The sequence below is a fragment of the Pseudomonas sp. NFACC41-3 genome (assembly GCF_900109505.1).
GTDB lineage: Bacteria > Pseudomonadota > Gammaproteobacteria > Pseudomonadales > Pseudomonadaceae > Aquipseudomonas > Aquipseudomonas chlororaphis.
Map to the genome: position 1 here is coordinate 655,387 of NZ_FOAE01000005.1, position 19,534 is coordinate 674,920.

Sequence of the window (19,534 nt, forward strand, 5' to 3'; positions counted from 1 at the left end):
ACGACGCGTTGATCCCGGCGTCGGTCTCCAGGGTTTCCAGGGTCAGGTCGAATTGCGCGGTACCGCCCTGCAGGACCATCTCCTCGGCCTGCAGGCCCGGCAGGCTGGCGCCGTCGGCGCTTTCCCCGGCAATGCTCAGGTGGTTGTACATCACCTGGAACAGCGGGTTCTGGTCCAGCGCGCGCTGGGGCTTGAGCGCATCCACCAGGCGGTCGAACGGCAGGTCCTGATGGGCCTGGGCAGCCAGGGCCGTGGCCTTGACCTGACGCAGCAACTGCCCCACCGCAAGGTTCGGCGCCAGGTCGACGCGCATCACCAGGGTGTTGACGAAGAAGCCCATCACGCCTTCCATTTCCTGGTGGCGACGGTTGCTGACCGGCACGCCGATACGGATATCGGGCTGATCGCAATAGCGGTGCAGCAACAGGGCGAACGAACCAAGGAACAGCTGGAACAGGGTCATGTCATGCTCGCGCGCCAGGCGCCGCAGGCCCTGCTCCAGGTCCAGCGGCAGGCGCAAACCCAGGCGCTCCTGGCGATGGCTCACCAGGGCCTGGCGCGGATGGTCCACCGGCAGTTCCAGCACCGGGTGCTCCAGCCCCAGCTGCTCGCGCCAGTAATCCAGTTGCCGCTGCTGTTCGCCCTGCTCGAGCCAGGCCCGGTGCCAGCTGGCGTAGTCGGCGTACTGCACGCTCAGTTCATCGAACCGCGGCGCCTGGCCCTGGATGAACCCCTGGTAGAGGGCGACGAATTCCCGGGCCAGCACACTCATGGAGGCGCCATCGGAAATGATGTGGTGCAGGGTCACCACCAGCAGGCAGTCCTGCTCGGCGATCTGCAGCACCCGGGCCCGGCACAGGGGGCCGTGCTCCAGGTCGAACAGCACCTGGGTTTCTTCCAGGGCCCTGGCCTCGACCGCCTCGCGGGACAGGCCCGGGGCCAGGCGTTCCCAGGCCAGGGTAATTTCACCCTGGGGGTGCACCACCTGGCACAGGCTGTCCTGGTGCTGGGTAAAGGTGGTGCGGAAGGCTTCATGGCGTCGGGCCAGGGCGTCGAAGCTGTGCTGCAGCGCCTGCCGGTCCAGCGCCCCCTGGAGCCGGACCACGATCGGCGTGTGGTAGGCGGTGCTCTGTGGATGCATCTGCCAGAACAGCCACTGCCGCTGCTGGGCATGGGAAGCCGGCAATGGCTCGTCGCGCCCTAGAGCCTCGATCAGCGACAGCGAACCCGCGCCGGCGCAAGCCTGCACTTGCTCGACGAACTCATCCAGGCGCGCGGTCTCGAACAGCACCCGCAGCGGCACCTCCGCCGCCAGCAGCCGGCGGACCCGGGAAATGATCTGGGTAGCCAGCAACGAATGCCCGCCCAGGGCGAAGAAGTTGTCGCTCAGGCCCACCCGCTCGACCTTGAGCACGTCCTGCCAGATCGCCGCAATGCCCCGCTGCAACTCGCTGACCGGCGCGACATACGCCGCCACCGGCGCCTGTTGCTGCAACGGCGGCAAGGCCCGCAGGTCGAGCTTGCCGTTGGCGGTCAACGGCATGCCTTCCAGGGCCATGAAATGCATCGGCAGCATGTAGTCGGGCAACGCCACCGCCAGCTGCCGGCGAATCTCCTGCCAGGCCGCTTCCGGTTCCTGAGCGCTGGCCTTGGCCAGCACCACATAAGCCGCCACTTGCGGCTCATCCGCCACGCTGACCACCTGCGCCACCGCGTCTTCGACCTGCGGCAACTGCTTGAGCGCCGCGGTGATTTCCCCCAGCTCGATGCGGTAGCCGCGAATCTTCACCTGGTGATCGATGCGCCCCAGGTAATCGATGACCCCGCCATCGAGGTAGCGCGCCAAGTCACCGGTGCGGTACAGCCGCTGCCCGTCGGCGCTGAAAGGGTCGGGAACGAAACGCTCAGCGGTCAAGGCCGGCCGGCGGTGGTAGCCCCGCGCCAGGCCGGCGCCCCCCAGGTACAGCTCGGCCGGGGTGCCGGGCGCCACGGGCTGCAACGAGGCGTCCAGCACCCGGGCGCGAACGTTGGCCAGCGGCTGGCCCAGGGGCACCACCGCCAGGGACTGATCCACGGCAGCGGCGGCCAGGGTCAGGGCGCCGACCGTGGTTTCCGTCGGGCCGTAGTGGTTGAACACCGCGCACTGCGGCGCCAGCGCCGCGATCTTTCTGACCAGCGCCGCCGGGCAGGCTTCGCCACCCAGCACCAGGCACTGCCTTGGCAGGGCACGGGCCGGCTCCGCGCCGCTCATCAGCGCCTGCAAATGCGAAGGGACGATCTTCAGCACATCGATTTGCCGGGCGTCCAGGTAGGACGAAAAGGCCTCGGCGTCCAGGCCGGTATCCAGGTCGATCACATGCAGGCAACTGCCGGAGCACAGGGTGCCAAACAGCGTGGTATGCCCCAGGTCGGCGGCAATGGTGGAGACCACCGCCATGTTGCGCGCGGCCCCCAGCGGCAGGCGCGCCAGGATCGCCTGCACGTAGTTGGCCAGGGCTGCGTGGGTGATGGTGACGCCCTTGGCGGCCCCGGTGGAACCGGAGGTGTAGATCGAATAGGCCAGGTGCCCGGCCTCGACCCGCGGCAATGGCGCCTGCGGGTCGGTGGCCGGCGCCCAGCTGTCCGGCTGGTCCAGCAACAGCACGCTGACCTGGGCCGCCAGCGGCAGCCGCGCCTGCACCGCGGTCTCGCTCAGCAGCAGGGCAACGCCGCTGTCTTGCAGCATGTAGCGCAAGCGTTGCTCGGGGTACTGGGCATCCAGCGGCACATAGGCACCGCCCGCCTTGAGCACCGCCAGCAGGCCCACCACCATCTCCAGGGAGCGCTCCACGGCGATGCCCACCAGCACCTCGGGGCCCACGCCACGCAGTACCAGGGCCGCCGCCAGGCGCGCGGCGCGCTGATCCAGCTGGCGGTAACTCAGGCACTGCTCGCCGAACACCAGGGCCGGGGCCTCGGGCCGTACGCGCACCTGCTCGGCGAACAGCTCGAGCACCGAAACGGCGGCGAACGCCTCATGCGCACCGACGCCCTGGGCCAGGGTGGCCTGGCGTTGTTCGGGGCTGAGCAGCGGCAGCTCGGCGATCGCCGAACGCGGCTCACGCACCATCGCCCACAGCAGGTTCTGCCAGTGGCCGGCCATGCGCTCGACGGTCTGTTCCTCGAACAGCTGGCAGTCGTAGGTGAAGGCGGCCTGCAGCCGGCCACCGCGCTCGAAGGTGTCCAGGGTCAGGTCGAACTGCACCGTGCGCTCGTTGCGCGCCAGGGCCTGCACCTCAAGACCGGAGCGGCTGCGCAGGGTGGTCAGCTCGGTGACCTGCGGCTGGTGGTTGTAGAGCACCTGGAACAGCGGGCTGTGGCTCAGGCTGCGCTCGAGTTGCAGGGCCTCCACCAGCCGCTCGAAAGGCAGCTCCTGGTGGGCCTGCGCGCCCAGGGTGGTCTCGCGGATATCCGCCAGCAATTGCTCCACCGTCAAGTGCGGGCTCAACTCGCTGCGCAGCACCTGGGTGTTGACGAAGAAGCCGATCAGCCCTTCGGCTTCCTGGCGCGTGCGGTTGGCGATAGGCACGCCCACGCGGATGTCCTGCTGGCCGCTGTAGCGCGCCAGCAGCAGCTTGAAACCTGCCAGCAGCACGGCGAACAGGGTCACCCCCTGCTGTCGCGCCAGGGCGCCCAGTTGCTGGGCCAGGTCCGGCGCCAGCTCGACATCCAGGCGCCGCCCCTGGCGGCTGGAATGGGCCTGGCGCGGATGATCGGTGGGCAGCCTGAGCACCGGATGCTCGTCCCCGAGCTTGGCCCGCCAGTACGCCAGCTGCCGCTCCTGCTCCCCTGCCTCCAGCCAGCTGCGCTGCCACAGGGCGTAGTCGCGGTACTGGATCGGCAGGGCCGGCGCATTCGGCACCGCGCCCTGGAGCAGCGCGTCGTAGGCTTGCAGGAACTCCTCGATCAGCACGCCCATGGACCAGCCGTCGGCGACGATATGGTGCAAGGTCAGCAGCATGACGTGCTCCTGCTCCCCCAATCCCAGCACACAGACCCGCAACAGCGGCCCCTGCTGCAGATCGAAGGGTCGGCGCGCCTCGGCGTCGGCCCGCTGCCGTACGCTGGCTTCGCGCAGCGCAGGGTCAAGGTCGCTCAGGTCCTGGTAATCGATGTTCACCTGGGTCGTCAGGATGACCTGCCGCGGCTCGTCCTGCTCCAGGCGGAACACCGTGCGCAGGCTTTCATGGCGCTCCAGCAGCCAGTCGAAGGCCCGGGCCAGCACCGCCCGATCCAGCGGCCCGCTCAGGCGTACCGCGTTGGGCAGGTTGTAGGCCGCGCTCTGCGGGTCCAGCTGCCAGAGAAACCACATGCGCTGCTGCGCGTAGGACAACGCCTGGCGGCCAGGCACTGCGACCCCCGCGGGAATAGGCAGCAGAGAGAAGTCGACGCCTTCCTTGTCCAGAGCCTTCAAGAACAGCCGGCGCTTTTCCAGCGGCAGTTCAATGAATCTACGGGCGAGCTTCAAGGAGTCTTCGGCATTCATCGGGGGTCATCCGTACTTGCGTGTGGGGTATCGAGCATTGGCTCGGTCATCCCTACGGAACGGATGAAGGCCCGGGAAAATTAACCCCGCGCGCCACGCCGGCCGCCAACCCCAGGGCCGCGCAGGACAGGCCGACCAGCGGCGCCGACGGTAAATCGGACCCACCCCCCTTCGTTCCTTGCTTATCCCCCCTTGCAACAGGTACCCGCCCATGTCCTCCGCTCAATCGCTGACCGACATCCTCACCCAAGGCTTGCGCAAACTGACGGGCATCGACCGGCCCAGACCCAAGGGCTACCGGGTGATCAACGTCGAGCTCAAGCGGCGCATCGTCCTCAGTCCGTCCCTGGTGCGCCTGGTGTTCGCCGGCGAGGACATCGCCCAGGCCCGCACCCTGGCCCCGGACCAGCGCATCAAGCTGCTGTTCCCCGGCGCCGACGGCAGCGTCCCGCAACTGCCGGTGGAAGGTGACTGGCACGCCGCCCGGCGCAAGCTGCCGGCCGAGCAACAGCCGCCGATGCGCACCTACACCATCCGCGCCCTGCGCCTGCTGCCGGCGGAGCTGGATGTGGACTTCGTGCTGCACGGGGTCAACGGCCCCGCGTCCAGCTGGGCCACCCACGCCCGGCCCGGCGACCGCCTGCAGATGGTGGTGCCGAACAAGGCCTACAGCGGCGATCCCGGCGGTTATGAATGGATGCCGCCGGCAGATATCCGCAAAGTGCTGCTGATGGGCGATGAAACCGCCCTGCCGGCCATTGCCGGGATTCTCGAGGAGCTGCAGGAGTATCCGGATTACCCGGACGTGCAGGCGTTTATCGAAGTGCCCCACGAAAGCGACTGCATCGACTTGCGCTGCAACCCCCAGACCCGGCTCAACTGGCTGCCGCGGGACCTGTTGGGCGCCCAGCACGGGGAAACCCTGATCCATGCCGCCCGGGAGCTGGCCGAGCTGCCGCCGCCCCACACCGCGCACCGGCCGATCAAGGTCCGCGAGGGCGACGAGGAACAACGCCCCTGGGAGACCGCCACGCCCGCCGACAACAGCTTCTATGCCTGGGTGGCCGGCGAGTCCGCCACGGTGATGAGCATCCGCCGCCACCTGATCAACGAACGCGGCCAGGAACGCCGCAACCTGACCCTGATGGGCTACTGGCGCCTGGGCACGTCGTTGGGCTGACAGATCTGCCTGGGCCTTGAGAACGCCGCGGCCGTGCCGGCCGATCGCAGCCTGCGGCAGCGGCTACACCCATTCCTGTAGCCGCTGTCGAGCCCGCGAGGCTGCGATAAGGTCCGCAGGGCCTTGCTTGACGATCTGGCGATGGGGCCACCGAGAGCGCCGCGGCCATGCCGGCCGTTCGCAGCCTGCGGCAGCGGCTACACCCACTCCTGGCCGCTGTCGAGCCCGCGAGGCTGCGATAAGGCCTGCGGGGCCTTGCTTGACGATCTGGCGATGGGGCCACCGAGAGCGCCGCGGCCGTGCCGGCCGTTCGCAGCCTGCGGCAGCGGCTACACCCATTCCTGTAGCCGCTGCCGAGCCCGCGAGGCTGCGATAAGGCCCGCAGGGCCTTGCTTGACGATCTTGCGATGGGGCCACCGAGAGCGCCGTGGCCGTACCGGCCGTTCGCAGCCTGCGGCAGCGGCTACATTGCCTGGCTCAGGAAACCGCGGTTTCGCGTTGCAGGTGACGTCGACGATGCACCTCAAGGTGGCCCTTGATCAGGCTCAGGACCCTGGCTTCGTGTTCGTGGATGAAGAAGTGCCCGCCCGCCAGCATGTCCACGGAGAAGCTGCCCTGGGTCTCCTTCCTCCAGCCAATCAACTGTTCGGTGGTGGCCCGGTCGGCCTTGCCTCCCAGGACATGCACCGGGCAGTTCAGCAACGGTCGCTGCAGCGGGCGAAAACGACCGCACAAAAGAAAGTCGGCGCGCAGGATCGGCAGGGTCAGGCTCATCAACTCCTGGTTGGCCAATACCTCTTCACTGGTGCCATTGAGGGTGCGCAGCTGTTCGATCAATTGTTCGTCCGTCTTGGGGTCGGCAAAACCCCGGTCGTAGTCGGTACGCAGGGTCGGCGCCGCGGTTCCCGAAGCGAACAGAGCCACCGGTTCCGGACCACCCAGGGCCCGCAGGGCGTGGGCCAGCTCGCAGGCCAGCAGCGCCCCCAGGCTATGGCCGAACAAGGCATAGGGCGCACGCAGGCCCGCGCGAACTTCCAGCGCCAGTTGCCGCGCCAGCTCGCGCATGTCGGTGGCCAGCGGCTCGGCGTAACGGGCGCCCCGCCCAGGCAGTTCCACCGGCTGCAACTTCAGCCATTCGGGCAGCTTGCGCCGCCAGCGGCTGTAGACCATGGCGCTGGCTCCGGAATACGGCAGGCACAGCAACGTCAGCTGGGTCACGGTGTTCCCCTTGAGAAAAATGATGGTAAAGACTGGACGTGCCACCTGGCCGGCAAATTAGTGCGGCAGCCCGCCTGACGCCCATCTGTAGGAGCAGCCGGTCGACACTCGATTGCTCGCGATGGTCGTTAACGACACCGCGTCTTGCATTGGGTAAACGCAGTGTTCTCAGGTTCATCGCGAGCAAGCTTCGCTCCTACAATAGATCCCCTTCGCTTGACCGGTCGTCATTGAGTCAGTCGTCCCCATAAATTTCCCGATACAGCCTTCGTTCTCTGCTGCAGATCAAACCGCAAACAAGAGAGATCGCCGTGGACTTGCAGACCATTCTGTCAAAACTGTTCGCCAATGCCGGTGCCGTGGGAATCGAAGGCACCTTTCAATTCGTGTTCGGTCCACAGCTGGCATTCTGGTCAGAGGTCCAGGCGCACAGCCGCACCGAAGCCGGCCGGCATCCGGCGCCCGACGTCACCATCGAGGTCGGCCAGGCCGACTTTCTCGGGATCATGGGCGGCAGCGCCAACGTCGAGGAACTGTTCGCCAGCGGCCGCCTGAAAATCAGCGGCAACATGGGCCTGGCCACGCTGCTGCCGCAGATCATCGACCATGCGCGGCATGGCGGTGGCGCGCTGGAAAAGAAAGTCGAGATGAACACCCGCTACCCCACCCCGCCGCGCTACAGCGAACAAGTCTCGGCCGGCCTGCCGACCCAGCGCACGGTGGAACGGCGTCCGCGCAGCGGGCTGTCGGTGGAGGAGTTCAGGACGCGTTACCTGCCCCAGGGCATTCCCGTGGTGATCAGCGATGCCCTGCAGGACTGGCCGCTGTTCCAGCTCAGCCGCGAAGAATCGCTGGTGCACTTCGCCGAACTGCAAGGCATCACCCGCCACGGCGACTACGTGAAGAAGACCTTTTCCACCGAGCGCGACTTTCGCTCGACCTCCATGGCCGAGTTCATCGCCTCGCTGGACAACCCGGCGCCGAAAAACGCCGACGGCGAACCGCCCGCCTATATGGGCAACAACATCCTGCCGGCGCAGTTGCTGGAGCAGATCCAGTACCCGTCCTACTTCGACCGCTCGCTGTTCATCCCGCCACGGATCTGGATCGGCCCCAAGGGCACCCTGACCCCGCTGCACCGCGACGACACCGACAACCTGTTCGCCCAGGTCTGGGGCCAGAAGTCCTTCATCCTCGCCGCGCCCCATCACCGCGAGGCGCTGGGCACCTGGTCGACCGCGCCCCAGGGCGGGCTCGACGGTTGCGAGGTCAACCCGGACGCACCGGACTACGAGCGTTTTCCGGCCTCGCGGGACGTGACCTTCCTACGGGTCATCCTGGAAGCCGGCGACCTGCTGTTCCTGCCCGAGGGCTGGTTCCACCAGGTGCAGTCGGTATCCACCTCGCTGTCGGTGAATTTCTGGGTCAACTCCGGGCGCGGCTGGTAAGGCTCAGGCGACCGCCGGCTGGCCCCGGGTCAGCCGGCACCAGCTCTGCACCGCCGCCCCCAGCACCACCACTCCTGCCGCCTGCGCTACCCAGAAGCCGCTGCGCGCGCCAAAGGCATCCACCAGCCAGCCGGAACTGGCCGCACCGATGGCCACGCCGATACTGACCCCGGTGACCAGCCAGGTCAGGCCTTCGGTGAGCTTGGCCGGCGGCACGATGTTTTCCACCAGGGCCATGGCGACAATCAGGGTCGGGGCGAAGAACAGGCCGGAGACGAACACCGCCAGGGACAGGCCGAAGATATTGCTCGCCAGCAGCAATGGCAGGGTGGTCACGGCGGTGGCGATGCCGCCGTACATGAACAGCCGCGGCAGCGGGATATTCAGTTTCAGCGCGCCGAAGGCGATGCCCGCCAGGCAGGAACCGATGGCGTACACCGACAGCACGATGCTCGCCGCCGCGGGTTGCCCCTGCTGCTGGGCGAACGCCACGCTGACCACATCCACCACGCCGACGATCATGCCCATGGCGATCATCAGCAGCACCAGCAACTGCAACTCCAGCGAACGGATGATCGACACGTCGTGCCGGGCCTCATGGGGATGCACCGGCGGCTCGGTCGCCCGTTGCGCCACCAGCGCGGTGACGCCGATCGCCAGCATCAGCAACGCCGCCAGCGGCCCGGCCTCGGGGAAGGCCGCCACGCACAGCCCCACCGACAACGGCGGGCCGACGATAAAGCACACCTCATCGAGCACCGACTCCAGGGCATAGGCGGTCTGCAACTGTGGCTGGCCGCGGTACAGCTCGGTCCAGCGGGCGCGAACCATGGCCGGCATGCTCGGCATGCAGCCGGCCAGGGCGGCGAACAGGAACAGCGTCCAGTGCGGCGTCTGCAAGCGGGTGCACAGCAGCAACGCCAGCAGTGCCCCGCCGCCCACACCGGCGGCGATCGGCAGTACCCGGCCCTGGCCGAAACGGTCGACCATGCGCGACACCTGGGGCGCGCAGAAGGCCGTGGCCAGGGCGAAGGTCGCCGCCACCGCACCGGCCAGCGCATAACCGCCCTTGAGCTGGGCCAGCATGGTGATCAGGCCGATGCCGGTCATCGACATCGGCATCCGCGCAATCATCCCCGCCACCACGAAAGCGCGGCTGCCGGGGGCGTTGAACAGTTCGCGGTAAGGGTTTGCCATCGTCATCACACCTTGTTTGAGGCTTGCCAGAAATGCACCGCAAGGCAAAATACATACGGTGCGTATGTGAGAAAGCATGAGAACATACGCAGCGTATGTCAATCCATGTATCAGCTGTGTGAGTGCCCGCCATGAGCCCGCGTCAACGCGCCGAGATGATCGAAGAAACCCGCAGCAAACTCATCGCCAGTGCCCGCCAGGCCTTTGGCAGCCTGGGTTATGCCAACACCTCGATGGACGAGCTGACGGCCGAGGCGGGCCTGACCCGAGGTGCCTTGTATCACCATTTCGGCGACAAGAAAGGCCTGCTGGCAGCGGTGGTGGAACAGCTCGACGCGGAAATGGACCAGCGCCTGGAGGCAATCTCGCGCGGCACCGACGACCTCTGGGCCGCCTTCGTCCAGCGCTGCCGCACCTACCTGGAAATGGCCCAGGAAGCGGAGATCCAGCGCATCGTCCTGCAGGATGCGCGCGCGGTACTCGGCGACCTGACCGAGGCCAGCGAGGAGCAGTGCGTGGCGTCCTTGAGCGCGCTGCTGGATGAGCTGATGCAGGCCGGCCTGGTGGTCAACGCCCCCAGCGAAGCCCTGGCGCGCCTGATCAACGGCAGCCTGCTCGACGCTTCGCTGTGGATCGCCCGGGACGAGCATCCGGGGCAACGATTGCAGCAGGCACTAGCCGGGCTGGAGGCGCTGCTGCAGGGCTTGCGGGTGCGCTGAGCCCTGGCGCCGGATGCTTGGCACCGGCCCCGCCCTCCTCCGGGACTTCGTAACTGCGGTGAACTCCTGCCCGCTCTAGCCAGTCAGCTGAACAGGCTCTCCGGTTAAGGTGCGTGCTCATGAATATCTCCCTGAACCAACAAGTCGCCCTGGTCACCGGCGCCAGTTCCGGCATCGGCGCCGCGGCGGCCACCGCCCTGGCCGCGGCCGGGGCCTCGGTGGTGCTCAATTACCATCGGCAGGCGGCGCCCGCGGAAAAACTCGCCGCCGATATCAACGCCTGCGGCGGCCGGGCCATTGCCGTGGGCGCCGACATCTCCCAGGAAGACCAGGTCCAGCACCTGTTCGACAGGGCCCTGGAAGCCTTCGGTTTCCTCGACATCCTGGTGGCCAACTCGGGCCTGCAAAAAGACGCCGCCACGGTAGACATGACCCTGGAGGACTGGAACCAGGTGATCAGCGTCAACCTCACCGGCCAGTTCCTCTGCGCCCGCGCCGCCCTGCGCATTTTCAACCGCCAGGGCATCCGCAGCGGCGTGTCGCGCGCCGCCGGCAAGATCATTCACATGAGCTCGGTGCACCAGCGGATTCCCTGGGCCGGGCACGTCAACTACGCGGCATCCAAGGGCGGCGTGGACATGCTGATGCGCAGCCTGGCCCAGGAGGTCAGCCACCAGCGCATCCGCGTCAATGCCATTGCCCCGGGCGCGATCGCCACGCCGCTCAACCGCAAGGCCACCGAGGGCGCGGCCGAGCGCAAGTTGCTCGAGCTGATTCCCTACGGGCGCATCGGCGACGTCAAGGACGTGGCCAACGCCGTGGTCTGGCTGGCCAGCGATGCCTCCGACTACGTGCTCGGCAGCACCCTGGTGATCGATGGCGGCATGAGCCTGTACCCGGAGTTTCGCGACCATGGCTGACACGGAACGACAGGCGCCGATCGATGCCCACGGCATCATCGGCGACCTGCGCAGCGCCGCGCTGGTCAACGACAAGGGCAGCGTGGATTTTTTCTGCTGGCCGGAGTTCGACAGCCCGTCGATCTTCTGCTCGCTGCTCGACACCCCGGACGCCGGCATCTTCCAGCTGGCGCCGGACCTGCCCGACGCCCGCCGCGAACAGATCTACCTGCCCGACAGCAACGTGCTGCAGACCCGCTGGCTGAGCGAGCGGGCGGTGGTCGAAGCCACCGACCTGCTGGCCATTGGCGACAGCGAGGACGACCTGCCGCTGTTGATCCGCCGGGTGCGGGTGGTCAGCGGCCGCGCTACCCTGCGCCTGCGCTGCGCGGTGCGCCATGACTATGCCCGCGCCCCCACCCGGGCACGGCTGGACGGCGACGCGGTGTGCTTCGAGGCCGAGCGGCAGCCGGGGCTGCGCCTGGTGGCCAGCCAGCCCCTGCGCATCGACCGGCAGGCGGCGGTGGCCGAGTTCAAGCTGGAACAGGGGCAGAGCGCCGAATTCATGCTGGGCGGGCTCGACGATCCGCGGCTGGTCACAGGCGGCAGCGACCTGTGCCTGGAACGCACCCTGAAGTTCTGGCGCGACTGGATCGGCCAGTCCAACTACCGCGGCCGCTGGCGCGAAATGGTCAACCGCTCGGCCCTGGCGCTGAAGCTGCTGACCTCGCGCAAGCATGGGGCGATCCTCGCCGCCGCCACCTTCGGCCTGCCGGAAACCCCGGGTGGCGAACGCAACTGGGATTACCGCTACACCTGGATCCGCGACGCGTCGTTCACCGTCTATGCCTTCATGCGCCTGGGCTTCGTCGAGGAGGCCAACGCCTACATGCGCTGGCTGCGCGGGCGGGTCAGCGACTGCTGTGGCCAGCCGGCCAAGCTGAATATCCTGTACGCCATCGACGGCCGCCAGCAGCTGCCGGAAACCCGACTGACGCACCTGTCCGGGCATGGCGGCGCGACGCCGGTGCGCATCGGCAACCAGGCCTATGAACAGGTCCAGCTGGACATCTTCGGCGAGCTGCTGGACGCGGTGTACCTGGTCAACAAATACGGCGAGGCGATTTCCCACGAGGGCTGGAAACACGTGGTGGACGTGGTGGATCAGGTCTGCAGCAGCTGGGACGGCGAGGATGTGGGCATCTGGGAAATGCGCGGCGAGCAGCATCACTTCCTGCATTCGCGGCTGATGTGCTGGGTCGCCCTGGACCGGGCCATCCGCCTCGCCTCCAAGCGCTCGCTGCCGGCGCCGTTCGCCCGCTGGGACCAGACCCGCCAGGCGATCTACGACGATATCTGGAGCAACTTCTGGAACGCCGAAGGCGGGCATTTCGTCCAGTGCCGGGGCGGCACCGCGCTGGACGGTTCGATGCTGCTGATGCCGCTGGTGCGCTTCGTCGGCGCCCGCGACCCGCGCTGGCTGGCGACCCTGGAAGCCATCGAGAGGACCCTGGTGCGCGACGGCATGGTCTACCGCTACCGCAACGAAGACAGCCAGATCGACGGCCTGGCCGGCACCGAAGGCGCGTTCGCCGCCTGCTCGTTCTGGTACGTCGAATGCCTGGCCCGCGCCGGCCGGCTGGACCAGGCCCACCTGGAATTCGAGCAACTGCTGCGCTACGCCAACCCGCTGGGGCTGTACGCCGAAGAGTTCGACAGCCATGCCCGGCACCTGGGCAACACCCCCCAGGCACTGACCCACCTGGCCCTGATCAGCGCCGCGAGTTTTCTCGATCGCCGGCTCAGTGGAGAGAAGATCCTCTGGCAGCCTTGACCCGCAATACGCCCCATCGCCTCGCGCCTACAGAAGACAAGCCGTTCGCGGCAACGGCGGTTTGCGGGCAGAATAGGCCGCCCGGCCCGCTCAAGGATTCCCATGCGTTCTTCATCAAGCACGGCTACGCCCCCACGCCGGACACCATCGCCTAGCTGCGCAGCCTGGCCCCGGAGCGCGTGCTGGTCTGCGGTATCCAGACCGACACCTGCGTGCTCGCCGCCGGCTGCGCCCTGTTCGACGCCGGCCTGCAACCGACGCTGATCACCGACCTGACCCTGGGCTCGTCACTGGACCGCAGCGGGCAGTTGGGCATGCGGTTGTGGCAGCAACATTTCACGCACCGGGTGACGAGCAGCGAGCTTGTGCAGGGCGCGACCGGGCGCTGAAAGACCCAGCGTAAGACAGGCCTTGCCCTGGAATCATTCATCTCCTTTTCCGGCGCGGACGGTTAACGTCCGTCCCCCCATGAACACACGACAGGAACGTTAAACGTGGTCCCGAAAATCGACATCACCCATTATTTCTCAGCGACCCGCAAGATGCTGTTCCTGGCGGCACATACGGAAGGAACCGCGGAGCGGCTGGGGTATCACGAGCACGCCAACCTGGTGTTCAAAAGAACCGCGGAATTTCAGATCGAGTTGATCCAGACCATCGAGCATGTGCTGAAACTGGGTTTGATCAGGCCCGCCCTGGCCACCCTTCGCACCTCGCTTGACCTGGCTGCCCGGTTCTCCTGGCTTGCCGAAAACTTCGATGATCGCCTCGAAAGGTTTTCCCAGGGCCAGTGCCCTGGCGTGCAAAAAATGATGTCCGCCGCGAACCTCGGCTGGGGCGACGAATACCAGAAGTCCTACGCGCCCCTTTCGGACTTTGTCCACGGCAGCTTCACCCTGTCCGACTTCAACAAGGTGCAAAGGGACTATCGGCAGGATGCGCCCTACTCACCCCTGGGCGACTACTTCATTGTCCAGTCGGATGAAGGCACGCATGTGCGGATAGTCGAAGACGTCACCATCGCCGAACTGATTGCCAAGCACGGGGGCTACATCACGCTGAAAGCCTTCGACATCGCGCTGACCATGCTCATGCGGGCCTCTGGTGACTATGCCGATGCGTTCAATTGGTGGCCGGGACGCGCGATGCTGGAGGAGTATGACGCGCTCGTCAGCCAGTACGACGACACTACGAACTTCCTCTGGCGCTCTGAAAAACACCGGTTGGCCGTTTGCAGGGTAGAAGGCCGCTACCGATGAGCTAAAGTTCGAATCTTGGTCAACGATGGTGCCTGGAATGAACAACTCGCCCGCGCTCGAACACGTCCTGACGCCCCGCCTGCGTGTCGCCTACGAACACCACGGCCCCGCCGACGGCGAGCCGGTGATTCTGTTGCATGGTTTTCCCTACGACCCGCGCAGCTACGACGAGATCGCCCCCGAGCTGGCGGCGCGCGGCTATCGGGTGATAGTGCCGTACCTGCGCGGCTACGGCCCGACCCGTTTCGCCGGCCCGGACATCCCGCGTTCCGGGCAACAGGCGGCGCTGGCCCAGGACCTGCTGGACCTGATGGACGCCCTGGAGATCCCCCGGGCCGCCCTCGCCGGTTTCGACTGGGGCGGTCGCGCCGCCTGCATCGTCGCGGCCCTGTGGCCGGAGCGGGTGCGCTGCCTGGTGAGCGCCGACGGCTACAACATCCAGGACATTGCCCGCTCGACCCAGCCGCGACCGCCCGAGACCGAGCACCGGCTCTGGTATCAGTATTATTTCCACACCCAACGCGGGGTCGACGGCCTGACCGCCAACCGCCGCGAACTGTGCGCACTGCTGTGGCAACTATGGTCGCCGACCTGGGATCGCGGCCAGGAACTCTACGGCCGGAGCGCGCCGTCGTTCGACAACCCGGACTTCGTCGAGGTGGTGATCCACTCCTACCGGCATCGCTTCATGTATGCGCCGGGCGACCCGAGCCTGGAACACATCGAGCAGGCCCTGGCGCAGCAGCCGCCGATCCGCGTGCCGACCCTCTCGTTGTGCGGCGGCGATGACGGGGTCGGCCCGGCGAGCGAAGAGGACGAAGACATCGGCCTGTTCACCGGCCCTTACCAGCGCCGGATCTTGCCCGGGGTCGGCCACAACGTACCGCAGGAAGCGCCGCAGGCCACCTTGCAGGCACTGCTGGAACTACTGGAAGCCTGACTCCCCCTCTGGCGAAAAGCGCTCCCGATACGCCTGCGGCGTCACGCCGACGAGCCGCAGGAAGCTGCGGCGCAGGGTTTCTTCGCTGCCGAAGCCGCACTGCACGGCGATGCGCTTGATCGCCACGCCGCTGTCGCCGAGCAGGCGTCGGGCGCTTTCCACGCGGATCTGTTCGATGGCCCGGGCCGGGGTCTGGCCGGTGTCGGCGCGGTAGTGGCGGACAAAGCTGCGCTCGCTCATGCCGGCCCGCTCGGCCAGGGCCGGGATGTTCAGCTCGCGACCGAGGTTTTCGGCGATCCAGGCGTGCAGGTCGTCGAAACGGCTGCCCTGTTTTTGCAGGGCCAGGGTCGCGCTGAACTGCGACTGGCCGCCCGGGCGCTTGAGGAACACCACCAGTTGCCGGGCCACGTCCAGCGCCATGGCGTGCCCCAGGTCCGCCTCCACCAGCGCCAGGGCCAGGTCGATACCGGCGGTGACGCCGGCCGAGGTCCACACCGGCCCCTCGTTGATGAAGATCGGGTTGGCTTCCACCCGCAGCTGCGGATATTGCCGCGCCAGTTGCTCGCAGCGGGTCCAGTGGGTGACCACCCGGCGTCCGTCGAGCCAGCCGCTGGCGGCCAGCAGGAACGCCCCGGTGCACACCGACGCCACCCGCCGCGCCAGCGCCGCCTGCTGGCGGACCCAGGCCACCAGCGCCGGATCTTCCGCCGCGGCGTACACGCCCCAGCCGCCGGCGATGACCAGGGTGTCGCAAGGCGTGCCCGGCGCCGGCAAGGGCTCGGCCAGCAGCACCAGCCCGGCCGAGGTGGTCACCGGCCCGTCGCCCGCGGCGATCACATTCACCGCGTAGGGCAGCGGCAGGCCTTTCTGCCGCGCCAGGTCGTTGGCCGAAGCAAACACCTGCAGCGGGCCCGTGACGTCGAGTACCTGGGCGTTGGCGAAAGTCAGTACATGAACGGTTCTGGCGGTCTGGGACATGATTGGCGTAAATCGTGGGTAGGTTGGCGTATTCGCCAAAGCCTAGGGCGCTAGAGTCGAACCGTCCAGCCACATAAGAGCGGACACCTTCGAACTTCTCCAGGGAGATACCCCATGACGCTGCAGATCGGTTTCCTGTTGTTCCCCAACGTCCAGCAACTCGACCTGACCGGCCCCTACGATGTGCTCGCGTCGCTGCCGGACGTGCAGGTGCATCTGGTCTGGAAGGCGCGCGGGCCGGTCACCGCCAGCACCGGCCTGGTGCTGCAGGCGACCACCAGCTTCGCCGATTGCCCGCCGCTGGACGTGATCTGCATCCCCGGTGGCGCCGGTGTCGGGCCGTTGATGGAAGACCCGCAGACCCTCGACTTCATCCGCCAGCAGGCGGAGCAGGCGCGTTATGTCACCTCGGTGTGCACCGGCTCCCTGGTGCTTGGCGCCGCCGGGCTGCTGCGGGGCAGGCGCGCCACCACCCATTGGGCCTACCACCATTTGCTGGAGGCGCTGGGGGCGATCGCGGTACAGGAACGCGTGGTGCGCGATGGCAACCTGTTGAGCGGTGGCGGGATTACCGCCGGGATCGATTTTGCCCTGACCCTGGCCGGCGAACTGTTCGGCGATGCAACGGCGCAGCGGGTCCAGCTGCAACTGGAATACGCCCCGGCTCCACCTTTCACGGCCGGTAGCCCAGAGACAGCGCCCAAAGCGGTGGTGGAGCAAGCCCAGCGGCTCGCGGCGAACGCCATCCAGCAGCGCGGCGAGATCGTCGACAGGGTCGTGGCGCAGTGGCGGCAGGCCTGAGACGGCGCTTACAGAAGCTGAAGAAAGATGCGGACCAGGGCAACCTTATCGGCCAGCTGAGCCCTGGCCGCATCTTCGATGAACCGGCGTCAGGCCGGGACTGCTTGCTCACTGGCCTGTCGGAGGTAGTCGATCGCCTGCTGCACGGTCTGCAGGCCATCGGCTGCGTCGTCCGGGATCGTGAGGTCGAACTCGGCCTCCAGGGCCGACACCAGTTCCACCCGGGCCAGCGAGTCTGCTCCCAGGTTCTCGACGAACGAGTCCTGGTTGCCGATCTGCGCCAGGTCGACGGCCAGTTCGGTCGCCACCACTCTTTTCACGCGTTGTTCGAGGTTTTCCATGTTCATTCCCTTGCAGTTGGATGCGTACCACGAAACAGTGGCCGACCCACGCCGGCCACCGGGTTCTTGCGCCTTGGCGAGGCGCGTCAGACCACCGTCAGGTGCATGAAGCCGCCGGAGAAGCGCCCGCTTTCCGGGACGAAACACAGCACGCGCTGCCCCTTGTGCAGGCGTCCGGACTCCAGCAGCTCATGGATCATGATGTAGATCGACGCCGAGCCCGTGTTGCCGCGCTCGGACAGGTTGGTGAACCAGCGCTCCTGGGGAATCGCCAGCTCGGTGTTTTCCAGGCACTCGGCAATCGGCTTGCGGAAGTATTCCGATGACATGTGCGGCAGGAACCAGTCGATGGCCTCGGGCGACAGGTTGCGCTTGATCATCACCTCCTTGAGCGGCTTGCCGAGGGTGTACTTCACCACGTTCTCGTTCAGCAGCCGCACGTCCTGCTTGATCGCGAAGATCGAGCGCGAGGCCCACTCCTCCGGGGTCAGCAGCTTCCAGCCGACCAGGCTGTCGTCCTCGGCCTTTTCCGCGCCGGCGTACATGCAGGTCGGCAATTCGTTGGCGTAGGAGAAGATGTCGATCCAGTCGATGCGCAGCGACAGGCCGCCGGCCCGTGGCTGGTTCTCGAGCAGGAAGGCCCCGGCCCCGTCGGACAGCATCCAGCGCAGGAAATCCTTATCGAAGGCGATTTCCGGACGGGCTGCCATCTGTGCCACCAGCGCCTCGTTTTCCGCATCGAAATTGCGCGCATGCAGCACCGGCGAAGGCACCTCCGAGGCGGTGGCCACGGCATTGCGGCTGGCCCCCGCAAGCACCGACAGGTAGGCGTATTTCAGCGCGGTGAGGCCCGCCAGGCAAATGCCGGCGGTGGACACCACCTCACAAGGCTTGTTGCCCAGTTCGCCATGCACCATCACGCCATGGTTGGGCATCAACTGGTCCGGCATGGTGGTGCCGGTGGACAGGCATTCCATGGTGTCCAGGGTAAAGCCGTCGCCCACCAGGCCCTTGATTGCCTCGGCGGTTATTTGCGCGTTAGTGAAACGGGGAATACCGGTCTGCGGGTCCAGCACATAATAGCGCTGCTTGATCCCGTTATTACGCAGCACTACTTGCCGAGACCGTGAAGGTCGCCCGCCCACATACCCGAGAATGCTCTCCATCGTATCGTTATCCACTGCCTCTCCCGGCATATAAGTGGATGTTTTCGTGATATAGACAAACAATTCACTCATGATGATTTCACCCTTCGGATTCAAGATTTAGTTGCGAACCGGACGGCTGTTCGTAATAACGCTGTAACTTATCGAGACGCGCCCGGATAAAGGGATGAAGCAAACGGCGTAACACCAGTGAAACAGGCAGGACAGTCAAGATGACCAACAATAGATAAACGATGAACAGGCACAGCAAGAGTCGCCGTAGCCATTGCCCATACTTGCCGAAACGGCAAATTATTCCCGACCAGAACTTGAAGCCTCTATAGGCCGCCCGCTCGCTGAGTATCAGCCCGGGGTTGACGGTCGCCGCCCCCAGTCCTGCCAGCATCGGCCCGTCGGCTTGCTCTTTATTGGCCTGCAGGGCGGCCTTCAATGCCCGCCCGAAACGTGCGGCGCCCTGGACATCCTCGGCGCTGATCCCGGCCTTGGGCAGGCCGAGGAATGACTCGCGGCTGCCGGTGAACATCCAGCGCGGCGTGGTAATCAGGGTGGCGAAGGTATTGGCCCGGTCGGTCAGCACCACGTTGTCGCGCAACCGCGCGCCGGCCTCGTGCAGCAAACGCTTGACCGCCTCCTGGGCCATCAGCCACATGTTGCGGCAGGCGATCACCGTGACCACCGGGCGCCCGGCCAGCAGGCGCTTGCCTTGCGCGCTCTGGAGAAACGCGGTGATCAGCGGCGACGGCGACAGATACCAGACCTGGTACGCCAGGATCACCAGGTCGAAGGGCCCGGGATGATCGGTATGCAGCGGTTCGATGGCCGGCGGGCTGAGCTGCACGGTCTCGGGAAACACGTCGAAAAACCGGCCCACTGGCCAGGGAAACGGATAGGCGACCCGGGGCTTGAGCACCATCTCATGCACCTTGACCTCCCGCGTCGAACGCAGGGGCGAGATCAGGCTTTCGACCACGTCGTTCAACTGACCGCTTTGCGAATAACGAACCACAAGAACATGTTTCATAAGTGCGG

Annotated in this window: 15 protein-coding genes and 1 pseudogene (1 of these 16 cut by a window edge); 9 read left to right on the forward strand and 7 right to left on the reverse strand. The window is 66.7% G+C overall.

Annotation, left to right across the window (positions count from 1 at the left end):
• Positions 1-4,525: the start of a non-ribosomal peptide synthetase gene (locus BMY68_RS24395; RefSeq protein ID WP_085533878.1), read on the reverse strand. 6,635 nt of this gene lie to the left of the window's left edge; 4,525 of the gene's 11,160 nt are visible here — the first part of the coding sequence; it begins with the start codon at positions 4,523-4,525; the stop codon falls past the left edge of the window.
• A gap of 211 nt (positions 4,526-4,736) precedes the next feature.
• Here BMY68_RS24395 and BMY68_RS24400 point away from each other — a divergent pair, with 211 nt between their 5' ends.
• Positions 4,737-5,705 (forward strand): siderophore-interacting protein, encoded by a 969-nt coding sequence (locus BMY68_RS24400; protein WP_085533876.1) that lies wholly within the window; start codon positions 4,737-4,739, stop codon positions 5,703-5,705.
• Positions 5,706-6,182: 477 nt separating this feature from the next.
• Here the strand turns inward: BMY68_RS24400 and BMY68_RS24405 are convergent, their stop codons facing one another.
• Positions 6,183-6,923, reverse strand: coding sequence for a thioesterase II family protein (locus BMY68_RS24405; RefSeq protein WP_085533874.1), 741 nt, complete (start codon positions 6,921-6,923; stop codon positions 6,183-6,185).
• Positions 6,924-7,234: 311 nt separating this feature from the next.
• Between BMY68_RS24405 and BMY68_RS24410 the strand changes: the two genes are divergently transcribed.
• Positions 7,235-8,371: a cupin-like domain-containing protein gene (locus BMY68_RS24410; protein ID WP_085533872.1), complete on the forward strand. Its 1,137-nt coding sequence runs from the start codon at positions 7,235-7,237 to the stop codon at positions 8,369-8,371.
• A 3-nt stretch (positions 8,372-8,374) separates the two neighbouring features.
• Here the strand turns inward: BMY68_RS24410 and BMY68_RS24415 are convergent, their stop codons facing one another.
• Positions 8,375-9,568, reverse strand: a complete 1,194-nt coding sequence (locus BMY68_RS24415; RefSeq protein WP_085533870.1) for an MFS transporter — start codon at positions 9,566-9,568, stop codon at positions 8,375-8,377.
• A 131-nt stretch (positions 9,569-9,699) separates the two neighbouring features.
• Between BMY68_RS24415 and BMY68_RS24420 the strand changes: the two genes are divergently transcribed.
• The 6 genes and pseudogenes from BMY68_RS24420 to BMY68_RS24445 all read left to right on the forward strand — a co-directional run bounded on the left by BMY68_RS24420 (position 9,700) and on the right by BMY68_RS24445 (position 15,219).
• Positions 9,700-10,287 (forward strand): TetR/AcrR family transcriptional regulator, encoded by a 588-nt coding sequence (locus BMY68_RS24420; RefSeq protein ID WP_009044820.1) that lies wholly within the window; start codon positions 9,700-9,702, stop codon positions 10,285-10,287.
• A 119-nt stretch (positions 10,288-10,406) separates the two neighbouring features.
• Positions 10,407-11,207, forward strand: a complete 801-nt coding sequence (locus tag BMY68_RS24425) for a glucose 1-dehydrogenase (RefSeq protein WP_085533868.1) — start codon at positions 10,407-10,409, stop codon at positions 11,205-11,207.
• On the forward strand, positions 11,200-13,020 hold the full coding sequence (locus BMY68_RS24430; protein ID WP_085533867.1) for a glycoside hydrolase family 15 protein: 1,821 nt from the start codon (positions 11,200-11,202) through the stop codon (positions 13,018-13,020). The genes BMY68_RS24425 and BMY68_RS24430 overlap by 8 nt, the downstream gene beginning before the upstream one ends.
• A 110-nt stretch (positions 13,021-13,130) precedes the next feature.
• Positions 13,131-13,409, forward strand: a pseudogene (locus tag BMY68_RS24435) (cysteine hydrolase family protein); the annotation flags it as partial.
• Between the two features lie 105 nt (positions 13,410-13,514).
• Positions 13,515-14,279, forward strand: a complete 765-nt coding sequence (locus BMY68_RS24440; protein ID WP_085533865.1) for a hypothetical protein — start codon at positions 13,515-13,517, stop codon at positions 14,277-14,279.
• A gap of 37 nt (positions 14,280-14,316) precedes the next feature.
• Positions 14,317-15,219, forward strand: a complete 903-nt coding sequence (locus BMY68_RS24445) for an alpha/beta fold hydrolase (RefSeq protein ID WP_085533863.1) — start codon at positions 14,317-14,319, stop codon at positions 15,217-15,219.
• Here the strand turns inward: BMY68_RS24445 and BMY68_RS24450 are convergent.
• On the reverse strand, positions 15,205-16,197 hold the full coding sequence (locus BMY68_RS24450; RefSeq protein WP_085533861.1) for a GlxA family transcriptional regulator: 993 nt from the start codon (positions 16,195-16,197) through the stop codon (positions 15,205-15,207). The genes BMY68_RS24445 and BMY68_RS24450 overlap by 15 nt on opposite strands.
• A 114-nt stretch (positions 16,198-16,311) precedes the next feature.
• Here BMY68_RS24450 and inhA point away from each other — a divergent pair, with 114 nt between their 5' ends.
• A complete protein-coding gene (inhA, locus tag BMY68_RS24455) occupies positions 16,312-16,998 on the forward strand; it encodes an isonitrile hydratase (protein ID WP_062825166.1) in 687 nt (228 codons plus the stop codon).
• An 89-nt stretch (positions 16,999-17,087) separates the two neighbouring features.
• Here the strand turns inward: inhA and darC are convergent, their stop codons facing one another.
• The 3 genes from darC to darA all read right to left on the reverse strand — a co-directional run bounded on the left by darC (position 17,088) and on the right by darA (position 19,526).
• The gene (gene darC, locus BMY68_RS24460) at positions 17,088-17,345 is read right to left on the reverse strand and encodes a 2-hexyl-5-propylresorcinol biosynthesis acyl carrier protein DarC (RefSeq protein WP_114762148.1); all 258 of its coding nucleotides are present in this window, start codon (positions 17,343-17,345) and stop codon (positions 17,088-17,090) included.
• 80 nt (positions 17,346-17,425) lie between these two features.
• The gene (gene darB, locus BMY68_RS24465; protein WP_085533857.1) at positions 17,426-18,577 is read right to left on the reverse strand and encodes a beta-ketoacyl synthase DarB; all 1,152 of its coding nucleotides are present in this window, start codon (positions 18,575-18,577) and stop codon (positions 17,426-17,428) included.
• A gap of 7 nt (positions 18,578-18,584) precedes the next feature.
• Positions 18,585-19,526 (reverse strand): 2-hexyl, 5-propylresorcinol biosynthesis aromatase DarA, encoded by a 942-nt coding sequence (darA, locus tag BMY68_RS24470; protein ID WP_085533855.1) that lies wholly within the window; start codon positions 19,524-19,526, stop codon positions 18,585-18,587.
• Positions 19,527-19,534 lie beyond the last annotated feature (8 nt).